The organism is Sphingopyxis sp. CR5 (assembly GCF_059693785.1).
Map to the genome: position 1 here is coordinate 81,035 of NZ_JCATIE010000003.1, position 17,493 is coordinate 98,527.

A 17,493-nucleotide genomic window follows, 5' to 3' on the forward strand; every position below is an offset into this window, starting at 1 on the left:
CCGGGAAGGCCCGTTGCTCGGGGCCATGTGGGAATGTTGCAAAAGGCGGTCAAGTTCCCTTCGCCGCCAAACCGCTTTTGCTCGACGCTGTCACGGCGCGTGTTTAGAAGCATCGCATGACGACCGATCCCTTTACGCTGTTCGATGCCTGGTATGCCGAAGCGCGCGCCAGCGAACCCAATGATTCGAATGCGATGGCACTCGCCACCGCGACACCCGATGGACATCCTTCGGTGCGGATGGTGCTGCTGAAAGGCCACGGGCCGGACGGCTTCGTCTTCTACACCAACCTCGACAGCCGCAAGGGCGGCGAACTCGCGGCGAACAGCCATGTCGCCCTGCTGTTCCACTGGAAGTCGCTGCGCCGCCAGATTCGCATCGAGGGTCCGGTGGCACCGGTCGCGGACAGCGTCGCCGATGCCTATTTCGCGACGCGCAGCCGCGACAGCCAGCTTGGCGCCTGGGCGAGCGACCAGTCGCGCCCGCTGGCAAGCCGCGCGACATTCGAAGCACGCTATGCCGACATGCAGGCGCGGTTCGAAGGGCAGGATGTGCCGCGCCCCCCGCGCTGGTCGGGCTGGCGCGTTTCCCCGGACCGGATCGAGTTCTGGCAGGATCGCGCGCACCGATTGCACGAACGCACCCTGTTCGTGCGCGACGGAAACGATTGGACCAAAGGATTGCTCTACCCATGAGCTGGCGCCAGCTTCCGGTCACGCGCGTCGATGCGTTCGCCGATCGCCCCTTCACCGGCAACCCCGCCGCCGTCATGCCGCTCGACGAGTGGCTGAGCGACGACCTGCTGCAAAAGATGGCGGCCGAGAACAATCTTGCCGAGACCGCCTTCCTGGTGCCCGACGAAAGCGGCGAGGCCGATTATGAACTGCGCTGGTTCACACCCGGGGTCGAAGTGGCACTGTGCGGTCATGCGACGCTCGCGAGCGGGCACGTCCTGCTGAGCGCCGCGCCGTGGCGGGGCGACATGCGCTTCCGAACCCGCAAGGCGGGGATCCTGACCGTTTCGCGCGACGGCGAGGGCGACGGCTATCGCATGACCCTGCCGGCCTATCGGCCCTCTGCGAAAGCCCTGCCCGATATCGCCCGCGCGATGGGCGGGCCGGTTGCCGAAACCCTGTGGCACGACGGCGGCTACGCGCTGATCGTCTATCCCGATGCGGCGAGCGTCCGGGCTCTCGATCCGGATCTGCGCGCGCTGAAAGCGGGGGGCGACACGCTGTACATCGCCACCGCGCCGGGCGACGGCGACCCGTCGAACGCCGATGTCATCAGCCGCGCCTTCGCGCCCGGTGCCGGGATCGACGAGGATCCGGTAACCGGATCGGCCCATTGCGTACTCGCTCCCTATTGGGCGCAGCGCCTCGGACGCGACAGCTTTGCCGCCTATCAGGCGAGCGCGCGCGGCGGCCATGTCGGCTGCCGGGTCGACGGCGACGCTGTCGAACTTTCCGGACACTGCGTCACCACGCTGACGGGCGAGTTCCTGTTATAGCGACGCCTGCAAGTCGGCCAGGTGGCTGCGCAACGACGGAAATTGGTCGTCGCGTGTAATGCCCAGCCGGACGATCGTGACCCGCTGCGACGGCGACACGATGATGTACTGGCCCTGATGCCCGATACAGGCGAACAGGTCGTTCGGGCCGCGATCGGGCCAGAGCGCCGGGCTTGCCCCCGCCGGGCGCGGGCGGTTGAGCCAGATATGCCCGCCATAGCCGGGGTCCGCGGCCGACGGCGTCAGCATGAAGCGCATCCAGCTTTCGGGCAGCAGACGCTGGCCGCCCGCAACCCCATGATTGCGCAGGAACTCGCCGAAGCGGGCATAGTCGCGCGCCGTCGCGTGCATGATCGACCCGCCGATCATCGTGCCTCGAGCATCGAATTCGGGGGTCAGGCTGGCCATGCCGAGCGGTTCGACAAGCCGCCCTTCGATGAATTCGCGCATCGCCTGTCGCCGCGCCTCCGGGCTTTGCGACGGGGTGAGCGTATCGGTCAGTATGTCCGCCAGGATGACGCTGGTCGACGAACTGTAGTTGAACACCTCGCCGGGGCGCGCGACCGCGGGCTTCGCTTCGGCAAAGCCCGCCATGTCCTGCGCGCCCGCGCCGAACAGCATCGTCACCGTATCGCCGTCCCAGATCGGATCGCCTTCCTCGACATGCTCGAGGCCCGACGACATATGCAGCAGATCGGCCAGCGTGATCGCCCCCCGCGGGTCGCCGCTGCGCTGCCATGCCGCGACGGGGGCGGGAGCATCCAGCGACAATTGCCCGTCGGCGACGAGGAAGCCCGCCAGCACCGCGGTGATCGTCTTGGCCATCGACCAGCTTATCAGCTTGGTATCGGGCCCGAATCCCGCGCCATAGCGTTCATAGACCAGCTCGCCGTCGCGCAGCACCAGCAGCGCACGGGTCTCGCCGACGCCGTCGGCGTCGGTGAACAGCGCGTCGGCCCGTGCCTTGACCTCCGGATCGATCGCCGGAAGCGGGCGCGGGGTGTCGACCGGCGCGTCGGGCAGCGACGCGCCGAAGCGCGGTCCCGGCGTAGCGGGCGCCATCGTCCCCTGCCCCGCCGCGTACGACAGCGACCAGCCCGCGAGAAGCGCGAGCGCGGCACTTGCCAGCAGGGTCTTTTTCGTGATCATGGCGCACCGTGACTACCACCAACCCGACCGAGCCGGCAACGGCAGAACCGACGCCGGCCATATCGCCGCACGATGATGCTTCGCCGCGTCCGGTTCGCCGATCGAGCCGCTGGGGCGGGTGCCTGCCGTGGATGCTGATCCTGCTCGGGCTATTCGCCGCCTTGCTGGTCTGGAAATTCCCATCGTTCAAGGCCCAGGCCGAACTCGGTTCCGCCTATGCCGCGCGCGTCGGCTGTTCGTGCCGTTATGTGCAGGGACGCAGCCTCGACAGCTGCCAGAGCGATTTCGAGCCGGGGATGGAAATGGTGTCGGTCAGCGAGGACCCCGACAGCAAGACCATCACGGGCAGCGTTCCGCTGCTTGCATCGCGCAGCGCCCATTACGCCGGCGCGAGCGGTTGCCTGCTCGATCCCTAGGGTCAGGACCCATTAATTCCGCGATCGAGGTTTGAAGCGATTTTGCTCAGGGCGAGGAGAAGGGGCGAAGGAATATGTCAATATTTCAAGACCTTTCGACGATGCCATGGGCAAAATCGGTCAAATCCCGGAGGGACGTCGAAATGGCTGCGATCTCAGGCTCGCGCGGCCTTGCGGGTAGCGATGCTACCCGCTGCACCCGCCCAAGCCCGATATCTTCGCCATTTCGACGCCTCGAACGTGGAATTAATGGGTCCTGACCCTAGCCCGGGGGGTCCCTCCGCCGGGCGAACGGCCAGTCGATCGCGTCGCTCGCCCACAGCGCCCACCAGATGATTAGCGGCTGCGCGGCGAGGCGCGGCGCGTGATAGTCCCAGCCGAGCGTCGTGCCGCCGATCGCGACATGCGCGAAAGCGTGGTGGAAATTCGCTGGCCATACGCACAGCGCATAAAGCGCGAGGCCCCAGCCCGCAGCCTTGCGCAGCCGGGGAATCATCAGCCCCGCCGCCCCCGCGAGTTCGGCGACGCCGGTCGCCGCGACGACAAGGGCGGGGCAGGGGACCCAAGGCGGGGTGATGGCGAGAAAGGGCGCCGGCGTCGCGAGGTGGCGATATCCCGCATAGGCATAAGCGAAGGCGAGCAGCCAGCGCAGCGCCCTGCGCGCCGTCCCTGTGGCTTTCGCCTTGCCAGCGGTCATCGCATACCCCACAGGTGGATCATGAAAACCGGGGCCTTTCGCTGCATGGCGGCATTGTCGATCCTTGTCTTTTCTGCCGTTTCGCCGCTCCCTGCGACGGCGGGCGGGCGGGCGCCGCGCATCGGCGAACCCGCGCCCGACTTCTCGCTGCGGACGCTCGACAAGCGCAAGGTGCAGCTCGCCGAACTCAAGGGCAAGGTCGTCGTGATCAACCTGTGGGCGACTTGGTGCGGGCCGTGCAAGGCCGAAATGCCGATGATGCATCTCTATTACAAGAAGCGGCATGCGCGCGGGCTCGAAATCTTCGGAGTCACGAGCGAGGGCCTGGAAGTGCGCTCGTGGCTCAAGAAGGTCGCAGGCCTGCTCTCCTATCCGCTTGCGAACCAGACGTTGTCGCACTACCCCATCCTCGGCGGGGTACCGACAACCTATGTGATCGACCGAAAGGGCGTGTTGCGCGTCGCCCAATCGGGCGCCTTTACCGAAGACGCGTTCCGCCGCACCATCGACCCGCTACTCGCCGAATCGCCTTAGAAACCTAGCGCCCGGTCGCAGCCAGCATGGCATCGATCGAGACGAACTTCTCTCGCGGGGCGCCTTCGATCGCCGCCTTGACCTCCGCTTCCTCGATCCGGCGCCAGTCGCGAAAGGTGACGGGGGCGACCCCGCGACCCGCGAGCAGCGCGTCGAGCCCCGGCCGCCCCGGCTTGCCGGTCCCGCGCCCGATATCCCCCAGCACCATGTCGGCGACGCGCGCGCCGTCGGGTTTGTTTGTGCCGATTGTCCCGCTCGGCCCGCGCCGTGCCCAGCCGACGCAATAGAGGCGCGGCAGGATGCGCCCCTCGTCGTTGGCAAAGCGGCCGCGGCCATGTTCGTAGGGGACACCGGGAATCGGCGGCGTCTGATAGCCGATGCAGCTGATCACCAGCCCCGCCTCTATGGCATAGGTTTCGCCGGTACCGCGGCTCCTGAGGTCGGCGTCGAGCTCGGTCCGCTCGACGATCACCCGCTGGACGTGCCCATCGCCCTCGATCCCGACGGGCATCGCGAAGAAATCGAAATCGATCGTGACCGGCTTGGCCACGGGGTTGGCGGCAAAGCCGCGCAGATGGGTAACCGACTTGCGCATTCCCGGTTCGAGCAGGGCGTCGTCGCCTTCGGGCGGCAGGTCGGCCGGGTCGACGCGCGGGCTCGCCCGCTCGAGATGCGCCAGTTCGCCAAGCTCCTTGGGCGTCATCGCGATCTGGTGCGGTCCGCGACGCCCCAGGATATGGATTTCGCGGACGCCACTTGCCGCAAGCGCGTCGCGCGCGTGCGCGACGATGTCGCTGCCCGCGAATTCGGCAGGCGATTTGGCAAGGATGCGCGCGACGTCGAGCGCGACATTCCCGTTGCCGATCACCGCGACCCCGCGCGCGTCCAACGGAGGATTCAGCTCGGCGAAATCGGGATGTCCGTTGTACCAGCCGACGAACGCGGCGCTGCCGATCACGCCCGGCAGGTCGGCGCCGGGAATATCGAGCGCCCGGTCGTTCGGTGCCCCGGTCGCGAGCACGACGGCGTCGTAGAGCGTGAGCAGTTCGTCGACCGACACGTCGCGGCCCACCGCGACATGCCCGACGAAGCGGACATTATCGGTCAGCGCGACGCCTTCGTACCGCCGCGAGACCGCCTTGATCGACTGGTGATCCGGAGCGACTCCGGTGCGGATAAGGCCATAGGGGACGGGCAGGCGGTCGATCACGTCGACCGCGATGTCGTCGGCCTTCTGCAAGGTCTCCGCGGTATAATAGCCCGCCGGGCCCGATCCGACGATCGCGACGTGACGCATAGCCCACCTCCATATCGGGCACCTGCGCGAAGGAGCGCGGCCCCTTTGTTCTGTGACCGCCGATGCTAGCGGCGAAATGCGGGAGGGCAAGCGGACAAGTGGATGGGATTCGGCATCGCGTCGCCGACCCGGCACCGCAACCGCTGCCCGAGCGCGGCACCAAGGTGGAAGGTGTCGCCGCTGTTGATCCGCGCGATGGATATCGTCAGCCGAGCGTGGCTCACCCCCGGCAGGATCTTCGCGGCGCTGCGCGGGATCAGGTTATAGGCGTTCATTTTCGCCCAATGGTCGCGGTCGCCGGTATAGGCCGGATCGTCGGTGTCGTTGTAGGACGAGGCGAAATAATGACCGTAACTCGTGGTGCGACTCACCAACGACAGCCCGTCGGTCGTTACCGTCATGCTCGCCGGTGGCGAGGTCGAACCCGACGCGACCGAATAGGTGATCGTCGTCGCGGCAACCGCCGTCACGACACGCGGCCCGGTGTAGGCCGCATCGCTGCCCGTCACCGTCACCACGTCGCCGACCTTGATGCCGTGCGACCCGATGGTCAGCGTGCAGTTGCCGCCGCTCGCGCTCTGGGCAGAGACGCTGTGGCTTTTCACCGGGACCGGTCGATACTGCGCCAGCGTCCATGTCGTGTTGAGATCGCCGGTCGACGTGCCGCCGTGGATGACGGCCTGGTTGAACACGTCGTCGCCCTGCGCCACCGGGAAAGGATCGCTGAACATCTCGATGAACTGGCTGGCGCCCGACGCGACCAGTTCGAGCGATTTGCCGCTCGCTCCGAACGCGATATCGTCGGTGATGGTCGCGGTCAGCGCGCTCGACAATGACCGCAGCGTCCACCCGGCAATCTGCGTCGCGCCGAAGGTCAGGGCCTGTCCATCGGTCGCTTCGTTGAAATTCCAGTTGTAATTGGGGATCAGCGACGCGTGGACCGCCTGCCGCAGTTCGGTGGGGTTGGCGCTGGCATTGGTGGCGAAGGTCAGACCCGAGAGCCCGGACGCCAGCGAGACGTCATCGTCGAACAGGAACAGGCCGGCTGCGGTGTGTGTGCTGCGCCCATACAGGACGTGCAGCCCGGAAATCACGGCATCGAACGGCCCCGTGAACAGCGGGCGGCGCGGGCAGGCGATGCCATCGGGCCGCGCATCCGCCGGTGCCGTCGCGTCGGTCTTTGCGTTGATCTGGCAATCCGACATCTGAAGGGTGAAGCCGTGGCTGCTAGCGAAATCATATTTGACCAGCGCGTCGTTGCTCGACCCCTCGAAGTGGCAGCCGATGAACTTGATGTGGAAATAGCTGGCGTTCGAGTTGAGATAGAGGGTGCTGCTCTTCAGGAAGTCGAACGAACAGGCGATGAAGACCAGCTCCTGCAAGGTCGAAACCCGGATGCCCTGCGGCGCGCCGGCGAAGGTGCAATTGACGAAGGTCATTCGCTCGCCGCTGTTGGACTTGGCGGCATAGGGGCAATCGAACACGCGGACGCCCGCCAACTCGAACCGGCAATTGGTCGCCGAAAAGAGATAGGTGTCGCGGTCGCGCAGCTTCAACAGCGTGCCGAAGTTCGTGACCACCACGTTGTTCAGCTGAATGTCGCGGCTTGCGCGGTCGGACGACAAGCCCGGCGTAATATTGCCGATATCGAGGCCGACGCTCTCCGTCGCGGCCATTCCAGGACCGTCGATATGAAACGGACCGTTAAGCACAGCGCCGGTGTTGGCGGCGCCGCGACCCGGCGAGCTTGCAGGGCCGCGCTCATTATCGATGCGAAAGGCGACCACATCGTCGGGAGCGTTCGAAAAATCGAACACGACGGGGTCGGTCGCACCCAGTTTGATCCACGGCGGCAGCCTGAGGCCGCTATCGAGTCGATACCGGCCCTTGGGCATCACTATCGTATACGTGCCCGTGTTAACGCCGGACGCGATCGCGTCTGCGGCGATCGCGTCGATTGCCTTCTGGATTTCCGTTTGGGAGGCTTTGATACCGCTCGGGTCGGCACCGAAAGCCCTGACATCGAAATTGGGCGACGGCACGACGTACAGTTTCGCTCCGCCAGCGGTTGCCACATGGAAATCGGCGGCCGTCTCATGGGCCACCTTGTAGACGAACCCGTCACCGGTTCGGACGGTCGATCCGACACGCAGGGCTTTGGAACTGGCGATCAGCGCGGCTGGTGTCGCAGCCGCATACGCTGCATCCGGGACGTGCCCGGGGCCATCGGCCGACCGGCTTCGCTGCGCGGCGCCGAGGTGCGCTTGCGAATCCCAGACGGCCCACGCGCCGGCTGTCGCCAGCATGCTGCGGCGACTGATTTTTCCGCTTCGATATGTCATGATGTGGTCATCAACCAGCCTGTCGATATTGAGTGCCAGCGCGTCTTGCTCCAGCCTTGCGTGCGCTCCGTCGACTACCGCAATATGCCTGACGCTCAATTCGGCATCGAACGAGTTGGGTGGAGCGGGCCTCCGGCCGGTGCCGGACCGGGGTGGGGTGCGCGGCGGCGAGGCGCCAATTCATACGCACGGTCCATTTTGTCGGCAAGCCCGATGCTCCGTGGGGCCGTGTGCCGGTAAGGCGCTCCCTTTCAAACCCCTTGACCCCCGCGTTTCCGCCGCTTATTGGCCCCCGCTCCTGCCCCGTCGTCTAATGGTAAGACTACGGATTCTGATTCCGTCTATCGAGGTTCGAATCCTCGCGGGGCATCCAAGACCTTGTCATATTTCACCAGAGACCGCTCATTCTTTCCAAATTGAGTGGCATCCTCTGCTTTTTAGCGCCGAGCGGATGGTGTCAAATGCCCCCAAGTGAAAGCGGGCGGTCAGCATCGCCCGATTTCGGCCGTCCCAGCCTTATTCGCCGCCCTATGTCTGAAAGCTGTCATCAGATTGCTTAGCTGAGATCGACGGCTCCGCCCACCCTACTCCCGCAACGGACTTACAGGCCCGCTTTCCCCATGAGGCGGCGGGCTCTTGTCTGCCTGGCGAATCGGCCGGAACCATAGACGGGAAAGATCAGCGGTCCTCCGACCGCGCGCGATAGGCCTTTGCATTGATCCCGTGGCGCGCGAGCTTGTCGTACAGCGTTTTGCGCGGCAGTCCGAGTGCGCCCATCGCCTTGCCGATGTCGCCGTTGCACCCTGCCAGCGTCTCGCGAAGGATGGCGGCTTCGAACCGTGCGACCCGTTCGGCGAGCGTCTGCGCCGGCTGCATCACGCCGCCCGTCGGGTCGAGCGGCAGGTCGAGCGCGACGCCATAGGCGAAATTTTTGAGCTCGCGGACATTGCCCGGCCAATCATGTTCGACCAGGTGGCGGCGCACACGGTCGTCGATATGGATCTCGGCGGCGCCCATCCTCGTCCCGGCTTCCTCGAGGAAATAGGCGAAGGTCTGCGGAATGTCGGCGCGCCGCTCGCGCAGCGGCGGGATACGCAGTTTGACGACATGGAGCCGGTAATAGAGATCTTCGCGGAACTTGCCCGCGCGGACCGCGTCGAGCAGGTCGACCTTCGTTGCCGCGACGATCCGCAGGTCGACGGGCTCGGGCGCGGCGGCGCCGATCGGCTGAACTTCGCGCTCTTCGATGACGCGCAGCAGCTTGGCCTGCACCGCGGGGTGCATCGTGTCGATTTCGTCGAGGAACAGCGTGCCGCGATGCGCGGTACGGATCCGTCCCGGATTCGCCAGCTTGCCGCTCGCGCGGTCGACGCCGTCGCCGCCGAACAGTTCGGCCTCGGCGAGGTCGTGCGGCAGGGCGGCGCAATTGACCGCAACGAGCGCGCCACCGCGGCGGCGGCTCTGGCGGTGGAGCATATGCGCGACCAGTTCCTTGCCGGTGCCAGTCTCCCCCTCGACCAGGACGTCGATATCGGCCTGGGCGAGTTGCGCAATCGTCTCGCGCAGCCGCACCATTGCCGGGCTTTCCCCGACCAGCGGACTGTCGATGTCCTGGACCGCAGCGGTCAGACGCCGGTTGTCGAGGATCAGTGCGCGGTGCGCCAGCGCCCGCCGCGCGCTGCCCACGAGGTGATCGGCAGCGAAAGGCTTCGACAAAAAGTCGAAGGCGCCATCCTTCAAGGCCCGCACCGCCATGTCGACATCGGCATGGCCGGTGATGAGGATAACCGGGATTTCAGGATCTATCGCGTGGATAGCCGCGCGCAACTGGAGCCCGTCCATCCCCGGCATCCGGATGTCGGTGACGACAATCCCCGGAAAATCGCGATCGATCCGCCGGAGCACCGCGCCCGCATCCGCAAACGCCTCGACCGACAAGCCGGCAAGGTCGAGCGTCTGGAGATTGGCCTCGCGAAGCGCCGCGTCGTCGTCGACGAACAGGACCGTCTGCTGGTCGGTGAAAAAGCTCATGCGGACCGAAGCTCCACCCGGAATCCGGCACCGCCGAGCGGCGACTCGATGAGTGCCAGCGTGCCGCCGAAATCGCCGACGATCTGGCTTGCGATCGCCAGCCCCAGGCCCAAACCTTCGGCCCTCCCGGTGACGAAGGGCGTGAAAAGTTCGGGTTTCAAGGCTTCGGGGACCCCGGGGCCATTGTCGCAAATGTCGATGCGCAGCGGATCGGTGCCGTGAGCGCGGAGGATGATTCGCGGATCGTCGACGCCCTGTAGCGCCTCGCCGGCATTTTGCAGCAGGTTGATCAGCACCTGTTCGAGCCGCACCCGGTCGGCGTGGACTCGCGCGCCGGGCTGCTCGATCGTGATGTCCACCGCGACGCCCTGGCTGCGCAGCCGGTCGCCGATCAGCAGCATCGTCCCGTCGATCGCCGCCTCGAGTGCGACCGGACCGAGCGGGGTCGGCTTGCGCCGCGCGAAATTGCGCAGTTCGCCGGTAATCGCCCCGACCCGCGCGGTCAGATCGACGATCGTGCGCAGATTGCCCTGCGCCTTCGCGGTATCGCCGCGGTCGAGATAGGCGAGGCCATTCTCGGCAAAGCCGCGGATCGCGGCGACCGGCTGGTTGATTTCGTGCGCGACACCGGCGGTGATCTGTCCGATCGACCCGAGCCGGCTCGCCTGCGCCAGCTCCTCTCGCGCGGCGCGGTAGCGGCGGTCGGTTTCGGCCTGCAACTCCGCTGCCTGCTTCAACTCGGCGTTGGCTGTGCGCAGATCCTGCGTGCGCGCCGTGACCTCGCGTTCGAGCGCCTGGTGCGCCGCGTGGCGCATCGCCTGCCGCTCGACCAGGCGCAGCAGGGTCACGATCGCCGCCCCGACGAGGATCAGCAGAACCAGAAAGATCACGCGCGCCGTCGCATTGGCGGCCGCCCGGTGCGACTGCATCGGCTGAAGCTGGTGCAGTGTCGTTCCGGGTAGCGATATGCGCTCGGTCGCGTCCCGAAAGAGGCGGTCGCCATCGGCGGCCGAGAGCCGGAGATTTCCGTCGTCGCGGCCGAGGTCAAGCGGCGCAAGCGAACGGTCCCCATAGCGCCGCGATGCACGCAGCCTTTCGCGCGTCGCTGCGGAAATCGGCGCGAGCGATCGAAACTGCCACGCCGGATCGCTGGCCATGATGATGATGCCGCTGCTGTCGGTGACCAGCGTGGTGCCGCTGGAATCGGCCCATTTCGTTTCAAGTCGGTCGAATTCGACCTTCACGACGATCACTCCCAACGCAGCGCCGTTCGGCGCCACCTTGCGCGCAAGATAGAGCCCCGGACGGCCACTGACCGTGCCGAGGGCAAAGAGTTCGGCTTCGCCGGTCGCCATCGCGCCCCGGAAATAGGGACGAAAGCGATAATTCTCTCCGACGAAGCTCGTCGGCTCGCGCCAGTTGCTCGCCGCGATCGTCGTGCCGTCCTTGTCAAGGACATAGATAACCGCGGCATCGGTGCGTTGCGCCAATTGTTCGAGTTCGGCGTCGAGGCGGCGCGACGCGTCGGCGCTACGGTCCGCGAGCGCCAGGCGGACGTCGGGAAATTCGGTGAGCACGCGTGGCAGCAGCCGGAATTTCTGCAATTCGCTTTCAAGCAGGCTCGCATGCGCACGCGCGTTCTGCCGCGCGTCGGCATCGGTTTCGGCACGGGCGTTGCCCGCCGCCCAGCGATCGAGCGCAACCGCCGCGACGATCAGCAGCAGCAGTCCGGCCAGTCCCGCGAGCAGCAGGCGCCGCCGGTCGAGCGAGGAACGAGACGGCGAATCGCGATCGGACATCTGTGCGGATTATCGCACAAATTATGGGATTGCCATGTGGAATTTCGCACAAATCGACCGACCTTCAAGCGCGATGCTAATATATATCGTCTATTATCAATGTATTAGTGCGGAATGTCGACGACTTTGACCGACCTCCCGCATGCGCCCTAATTTCCCCGAAAGGCCGGGCAACGGCCCGGGCGGCGCCCACGAGCGCGAACGACAAACAGGGAGAGACGGGTGGCAGTCCCGATCGATTCGACCGTATCGCAGCAACCGGAAGCCCCGCGTCCGTGGTGGACACATCTGTATGTGCAGGTGTTGACCGCGATCGCCGCCGGCGTGTTGCTCGGTCATTTCTGGCCCGAAACCGGGGTCCAGCTCAAACCCGTCGGCGATGGGTTCATCAAGCTGGTCAAGATGATCATCGCGCCGGTAATCTTCCTCACCGTCTCGACGGGCATCGCATCTGTCGGAGAGAGCAAGGCGCTCGGGCGGCTGACGCTCAAGACCTTTGCCTATTTCCTCTTCTTCTCGACCCTTGCGCTGATCGTCGGGTTGATCATCGCCAATGTTTTTCAGCCCGGCGCAGGGATGAATATCGACCCCGCGACACTCAATGCCGGCGCGGTCGCCGACTATCAGGCCAAGGCGCACGAAGCGACGCTGACCGGCTTCCTGATGGAAATCATCCCCACGACCTTCGTTTCGGCGCTGACCTCGGGTTCGATTCTCCAGGCGCTGTTCGTCGCGGTGCTGTTCGGCATCGCGCTGTCGCATACCGGCGCTGCGGGGGCGGCGGTGCTTGCGATGCTCGAAAAAATATCGGTGGTCTTTTTCCGTATCGTCGCGATGCTGATGCGCTTCGCACCGATCGGCGCTTTTGGCGCGATGGCGTTCACGATCGGCGAATATGGCGTCGGATCGCTTGCCAGCCTCGGCAAGCTGATCGCCACCTTCTACCTGACCTCGCTGTTCTTCGTGCTCGTCGTGCTCGGCGCGATGGCGCGGATCGCGGGCTTTTCGATCCTGCGGCTGATCGCCTATCTGAAGGCCGAGCTGCTGCTCGTGCTCGGGACATCCTCGTCAGAGGCGGCGCTGCCCAGCCTGATGGAAAAGCTCGAGCGCGCAGGCTGCGCCAAGCCCGTCGTCGGCATGGTCGTGCCGACGGGCTACAGCTTCAACCTCGACGGCACCAACATCTATATGACGCTCGCGGCACTGTTCGTGGCGCAGGCAACCGGCGTCCACCTCAGCCTTGGTGAACAGATCGCCCTGCTGCTCGTCGCGATGGTCAGTTCGAAGGGGGCTGCCGGCGTGACCGGCGCCGGCTTCATCACGCTCGCGGCAACGCTGACCGTCGTGCCTTCGGTACCTGTTGCGGGGCTCGCGCTGATCCTCGGTATCGACCGGTTCATGAGCGAATGCCGCGCGCTCACCAATTTCATCGGCAATGCGCTTGCGGCGATCGTCGTCGCGAAATGGGAAAAGGCGCTCGACCAGAATGCGCTCGACCATGCGCTTGGCGGCAAACCGGCGCCGATCGCGGCACCGCCGGTCGAAGCCGATGCCGACTGACATCGCCGCATCGAACAACGAAAACGACATGGGGAGTGAGACAATGATTTCGACCAAAGCCCGCTGGACGCGCCGTACCAGCCATGCCGCGCTGATCCTGTCCGCCGCGCTCGCGGCGCCGGCGCAGGCGCAGGATGCACCCGCCGACCCCTCGGCCGATCCCGCGGGTGACGGCGCGATCATCGTTACCGGCAGCCGCATCGCGCGAGACACCTATGACACCGCCGCGCCGACGGTCAGCGTGACCGGCGAGGACCTGCTCGAATCGGGCGACAGCGAACTCAGCGAAACGCTCGCCGACCTGCCGCAGCTCACCTCGACCACCAATGATTCGACGGTGACGGGGAACACGCAGAATTCGGGGCTGTCGTCGATCCAGCTCCGCAATCTCGGCGACAATCGTACGCTGGTGCTGATCGACGGGCGCCGGACCGTGTCGAATTCGGGCATCCGCAACCTGGTCAGCCTGTCGACGATCCCCAGCGACTTCATCGACCGAGTCGAGGTCATCACCGGCGGCACCTCGTCGATCTATGGGTCCGACGCGGTCGCGGGGGTGGTGAACATCATCACCAAGCGCAACGAACGCGGCCTGACCTTGCGCGCGCGGACCGGCCTGACCTCGCGCGGCGATGGCCAGGAACTGACGCTCGGCGCGACATATGGCGCGCGCTTCGCCGACGGGCGCGGCTATCTGCTCGTCAGCGGAACCTATGATCGCGACTGGGGCATCCGTGCGACCGACCGCGAATGGGCGACGCGCCCGATCGGCTATGACTATGATTTCGAGACCGGGCAGAATCTGTTCGACACCTATTATGTCAACAACAGCGGCGGGTTGACCAGCGGGCGCCAGCCGACCGACACCTTTCCCCCGAACATTTATAGCGATCTGAGCAGCTTCATCCCGGGCGGCGTTTTCTCCGGCAAGAGCTCGTCGCGCGACCGCTTCTACCGCAACGGCAAGCTCGTGCCGCTGGGCCCCGACGTCCAGACCGGCGAGCCGATCGAAATCGGGACGACCGACAATGGCAACAGCGGCTATTTCCTGCCCAACCGCGATGGATACAACCAGCGCACCGGCCGTTCGCTGATCCTCGCGCGCAAGCGCTACCTTGGCGCCGCGAAGCTCGATTATGAATTTTCGGACGCGCTCGAAGGCTTCGCGCAAGTCCAATATTCGCGGATCATTTCGGGCGAAACGCGCGAGTCGGTGGGCATCGGCTGGGATTCGACCTTCCCGATCACCGACCCCGTGACCGGGATCACGACCGAGCAGGAATATGGCAAGATCCCCTGCCTCCAGAACGGGCCGTGCAATCCCTTCGTTCCGCCCGAACTGAACCCCGGCGAAGTGCCTTCGACCGGCGCGGGTATCGCGTGGGATCGCCGTTTCGACGAGGTCGGCGGCCAGATTACCGAGAACAAGCGCGAAACGATCCGCAGCTGGGTCGGGCTGCGCGGCAAGATTTCCGACAGCTGGAACTGGGAAGCGAGCTTCGGCTACGGCCAGTACAAGCAGGACCAGTGGCGCCGCAACGAAATCTGGGGCGATCACCTGATCCAGGCCCTCGATGCCGAGACCGGCCCCGACGGCGCGCCGCGCTGCGTCGATGCCGATGCGCGCGCCGCCGGCTGCGTGCCGATCAACCTGTTCGGCGAGGGCTCGATCACGCCCGAAGCGGCGGCCTGGATTCGCGCCGACCTGCATCAGGACCTGACGATCCGCCAATATACCGGACAGGCGTTCGTCACCGGCGAGCTGTTCCAGCTTCCCGCCGGCCCGGTCGGTGCCGCCTTCGGTCTCGACTATCGCAAGGACAGCCAGACGTTGACCGGCGATCTGCTGTCGCAACTCGGCGGGACGACCGGCAACGCGGTCCCCAATTTCGGCGGGTCGATCAGCGCCTATGAAGGCTATGGCGAAGTCAATGTGCCGATTCTGAAGGATGCGCCCGGCGCCTATCTGCTCAGCCTCGATGCGTCGGCGCGGGTTGCGCATTACGACATCGACAATGTCGGGACGGTGTTCAGCTGGCGCGGCGGCATCCAATATGCGCCGATCCCCGACCTCCGTTTCCGCGCCCAATTCGCCCGCGCCCAGCGCGCGCCCGATATCGCCGAGCTGTTCTCGCCCCCGCGCGGCAATTTCGAGAGCGCCGACGATCTGTGCGACGGGGTGACGCCAACCACCGCTGGCCGCATCGCGGCGAATTGTCGCCTCGACCCCGGCATTCAGGCGCTCTATGCGCGCCAGGCGGCCGAGAGCATCGACCAGGAATATGAACAGGCCGGCTCGAACATCTTTAGTCCCAATGGCGGCAACCTGGACCTGAAAGAGGAAACCGCCGACACGCTGACGCTCGGGGCGGTCTTCGCGCCGCGTTTTGCGCGCGGGCTCAGCCTTGCGGTCGATTATTACAGCATCAAGATCCGCGACGCGATCGACGCCTATTCGAACCGCGACATCCAGCTGCAATGCTATGACACCGACATCCCGAAGGCCGACAATCCCTTCTGCGCCGATATCACGCGGAATCCGATCAACGGCCAGATCGTCGAGCTGGTGCAGCGGCAGGCCAACCTCGCGCGGTTCGACACCTCGGGCATCGACGTCGCGTTCAACTATCGCTTCCGCCTCGACGATGCGCTCGGGATCCCCGGCCGCTTCGACCTGCGCTATGACGGGACGCATATCCTGAAGCAGAAGGTAAGCTTTCAGGGGGTCGACGGCATTGTCACCAATGACCTGAAGGGCGATCTGCGCGACGGCAGCTTCAAATATCGCGCGCGCGGCTCGCTGAGCTGGAAACTGGATAATTTCCGTATCCGCTGGTCAACGACCTATTATGGCAAGATCAACGACAGCAATGTGCTGCGCGATCAGTATCTCGCCCTGCTCGCCACCAATCCCGATGCCGAGGTGCCGACCTATCTCTATATCGGCGACGTGTGGGAGCACGACCTGTTCGTTTCGTTCGACGTCGACAGCGGCGGCAAGGCGTTCCGTCTTTATGGCGGGGTGAACAATCTGTTCGATTCGACCAGCCCCTTCCTGCCGACGGGCACCGAGGCGGGACGCCTGACCAACCAGAACGGCGTCTACGACATCGCCGGGCGCCGCTTCTATATCGGTGCGACGGTGAAATTCTGATGCGCGGCGGCGCATCGAAGCGGATTTTGCGGGCGACCACTGGGTCCGCAAAAGCCATTGCGGCGGCGGCGCTGTTGACGCTGGCAGGGTGCGCGCCCGGCCACGCGGCCATCGGCGCCGCCCCGCATGGCGACACTGCGCTGCAAAAGCGGCTGTTCGCGGCCGGCGTCCAGCGTTTCACCTTCAGCGACTGGGCCGGCCCCGCACTGCCGGTGTGGACCTATCGCGCTCCCGGCACTCCCGCCGATGCGCCGGTGCTGTTCGTCTTTCACGGCGCGCTGCGCGATGCCGACAACTATGTCGATCAGTGGCTCGGTCTTGCCCGCAAATACAAGATCGTGCTGATCGTTCCCGAATTTTCGAAGGCGTCCTTTCCCGGCGCGCGCAGCTACAGCCACGGATGGTTCACCGAAAAGGACGGCACCGCGCGGCCCGCCGACGCATGGTCCTTCGCGGTGGTCGAACCGATCTTCGCCGCGGTGAAGGCGCGCGAGGGGCTGAGTGCCGCGACCTATTCGCTCTACGGTCATTCGGGCGGCGCGCAATTCGTCCACCGCTTCCTCCTCGCGGGCGGAGGGCCGCACATGGCGCGTGCGGTGTCGGCCAACGCCGGTTCCTATGCGATGACCGACCCCGCGGTCCGGTGGCCCTTCGGCCTCGCGGGGCTTCCGCGCGGGCTGTGGCAACCGGAAAAGGCGTTCGCGCTGCCGGTGACGGTGCTGCTCGGCACCGAGGATATCGATCCCGACCATCACAGCCTGCCGCGCCAGCCCGAAGCGATGGCGCAGGGCCCGTACCGGCTCGCGCGCGGCAAGGCCTTTTATACACGCGCCCGCGCGCTGGCTGCTGCCGACCATGCCCGCTTTGCGTGGAGCTGCGTGCTGGTGCGCGGGGTCGGGCATGACAATGCGGGGATGGCGCCGGTCGCGATCCGCATCCTGTTCGGCGATGCGCGGCCGGTCGCGGGTGGCGACTGCAAGCCGCTCGGCGACTGATACCCCGGT

General features: G+C 65.8%; 13 protein-coding genes and 1 tRNA gene. 8 read left to right on the top strand and 6 right to left on the bottom strand.

The genetic code is table 11. The features are described 5' to 3' along the window. Positions 1–116: 116 nt before the first annotated feature. Together pdxH and AC58D2_RS05315 are read left to right on the top strand one after the other, a co-directional pair. Positions 117–695 (top strand): pyridoxamine 5'-phosphate oxidase, encoded by a 579-nt coding sequence (gene pdxH / locus AC58D2_RS05310; RefSeq protein WP_497388022.1) that lies wholly within the window; start codon positions 117–119, stop codon positions 693–695. Beyond that, complete coding sequence (locus AC58D2_RS05315) at positions 692–1,510, top strand: PhzF family phenazine biosynthesis protein (protein WP_497388024.1); 819 nt, start codon at positions 692–694, stop codon at positions 1,508–1,510. Before pdxH ends, AC58D2_RS05315 begins: the two co-directional genes overlap by 4 nt. Here AC58D2_RS05315 and AC58D2_RS05320 read toward each other — a convergent pair. Continuing rightward, positions 1,505–2,659: a serine hydrolase domain-containing protein gene (locus tag AC58D2_RS05320; RefSeq protein WP_497388026.1), complete on the bottom strand. Its 1,155-nt coding sequence runs from the start codon at positions 2,657–2,659 to the stop codon at positions 1,505–1,507. The two genes, AC58D2_RS05315 and AC58D2_RS05320, sit on opposite strands and share 6 nt — an antisense overlap. 8 nt (positions 2,660–2,667) lie before the next feature. Between AC58D2_RS05320 and AC58D2_RS05325 the strand changes: the two genes are divergently transcribed. After that, the gene (locus AC58D2_RS05325) at positions 2,668–3,075 is read left to right on the top strand and encodes a hypothetical protein (protein ID WP_497388028.1); all 408 of its coding nucleotides are present in this window, start codon (positions 2,668–2,670) and stop codon (positions 3,073–3,075) included. Positions 3,076–3,337: 262 nt separating this feature from the next. On the opposite strand, the gene AC58D2_RS05330 is transcribed toward AC58D2_RS05325, so the two are convergent. Further along, positions 3,338–3,772 (bottom strand): DoxX family protein, encoded by a 435-nt coding sequence (locus AC58D2_RS05330; protein WP_497388030.1) that lies wholly within the window; start codon positions 3,770–3,772, stop codon positions 3,338–3,340. Between the two features lie 21 nt (positions 3,773–3,793). Here AC58D2_RS05330 and AC58D2_RS05335 point away from each other — a divergent pair, with 21 nt between their 5' ends. After that, positions 3,794–4,306 (top strand): TlpA family protein disulfide reductase, encoded by a 513-nt coding sequence (locus tag AC58D2_RS05335; protein ID WP_497388032.1) that lies wholly within the window; start codon positions 3,794–3,796, stop codon positions 4,304–4,306. Between the two features lie 4 nt (positions 4,307–4,310). On the opposite strand, the gene AC58D2_RS05340 is transcribed toward AC58D2_RS05335, so the two are convergent. Continuing rightward, positions 4,311–5,603 carry an FAD-dependent oxidoreductase gene (locus AC58D2_RS05340; RefSeq protein ID WP_497388034.1) on the bottom strand — a complete coding sequence of 431 codons (1,293 nt, stop codon included), beginning with the start codon at positions 5,601–5,603 and terminating at the stop codon, positions 4,311–4,313. 65 nt (positions 5,604–5,668) lie between these two features. Further along, complete coding sequence (locus AC58D2_RS05345) at positions 5,669–7,909, bottom strand: hypothetical protein (RefSeq protein ID WP_497388037.1); 2,241 nt, start codon at positions 7,907–7,909, stop codon at positions 5,669–5,671. 335 nt (positions 7,910–8,244) lie between these two features. On the opposite strand from AC58D2_RS05345, the gene AC58D2_RS05350 reads away from it, so the two are divergent. After that, positions 8,245–8,318: transfer RNA gene (locus tag AC58D2_RS05350), tRNA-Gln, on the top strand. A 305-nt stretch (positions 8,319–8,623) separates the two neighbouring features. Here the strand turns inward: AC58D2_RS05350 and AC58D2_RS05355 are convergent. Further along, the gene (locus AC58D2_RS05355) at positions 8,624–9,976 is read right to left on the bottom strand and encodes a sigma-54-dependent transcriptional regulator (protein WP_497388039.1); all 1,353 of its coding nucleotides are present in this window, start codon (positions 9,974–9,976) and stop codon (positions 8,624–8,626) included. Then, on the bottom strand, positions 9,973–11,775 hold the full coding sequence (locus AC58D2_RS05360; RefSeq protein WP_497388041.1) for a sensor histidine kinase: 1,803 nt from the start codon (positions 11,773–11,775) through the stop codon (positions 9,973–9,975). The genes AC58D2_RS05355 and AC58D2_RS05360 overlap by 4 nt, the downstream gene beginning before the upstream one ends. A 222-nt stretch (positions 11,776–11,997) precedes the next feature. Between AC58D2_RS05360 and AC58D2_RS05365 the strand changes: the two genes are divergently transcribed. The 3 genes from AC58D2_RS05365 to AC58D2_RS05375 are packed head-to-tail and all read left to right on the top strand — an operon-like array spanning position 11,998 to position 17,484. Continuing rightward, positions 11,998–13,335 carry a dicarboxylate/amino acid:cation symporter gene (locus tag AC58D2_RS05365; RefSeq protein ID WP_497388043.1) on the top strand — a complete coding sequence of 446 codons (1,338 nt, stop codon included), beginning with the start codon at positions 11,998–12,000 and terminating at the stop codon, positions 13,333–13,335. 43 nt (positions 13,336–13,378) lie between these two features. Continuing rightward, positions 13,379–16,489 carry a TonB-dependent receptor domain-containing protein gene (locus AC58D2_RS05370; RefSeq protein WP_497388045.1) on the top strand — a complete coding sequence of 1,037 codons (3,111 nt, stop codon included), beginning with the start codon at positions 13,379–13,381 and terminating at the stop codon, positions 16,487–16,489. Next, complete coding sequence (locus AC58D2_RS05375; RefSeq protein WP_497388047.1) at positions 16,489–17,484, top strand: hypothetical protein; 996 nt, start codon at positions 16,489–16,491, stop codon at positions 17,482–17,484. The genes AC58D2_RS05370 and AC58D2_RS05375 overlap by 1 nt, the downstream gene beginning before the upstream one ends. The last annotated feature ends 9 nt before the right edge of the window (positions 17,485–17,493 follow it).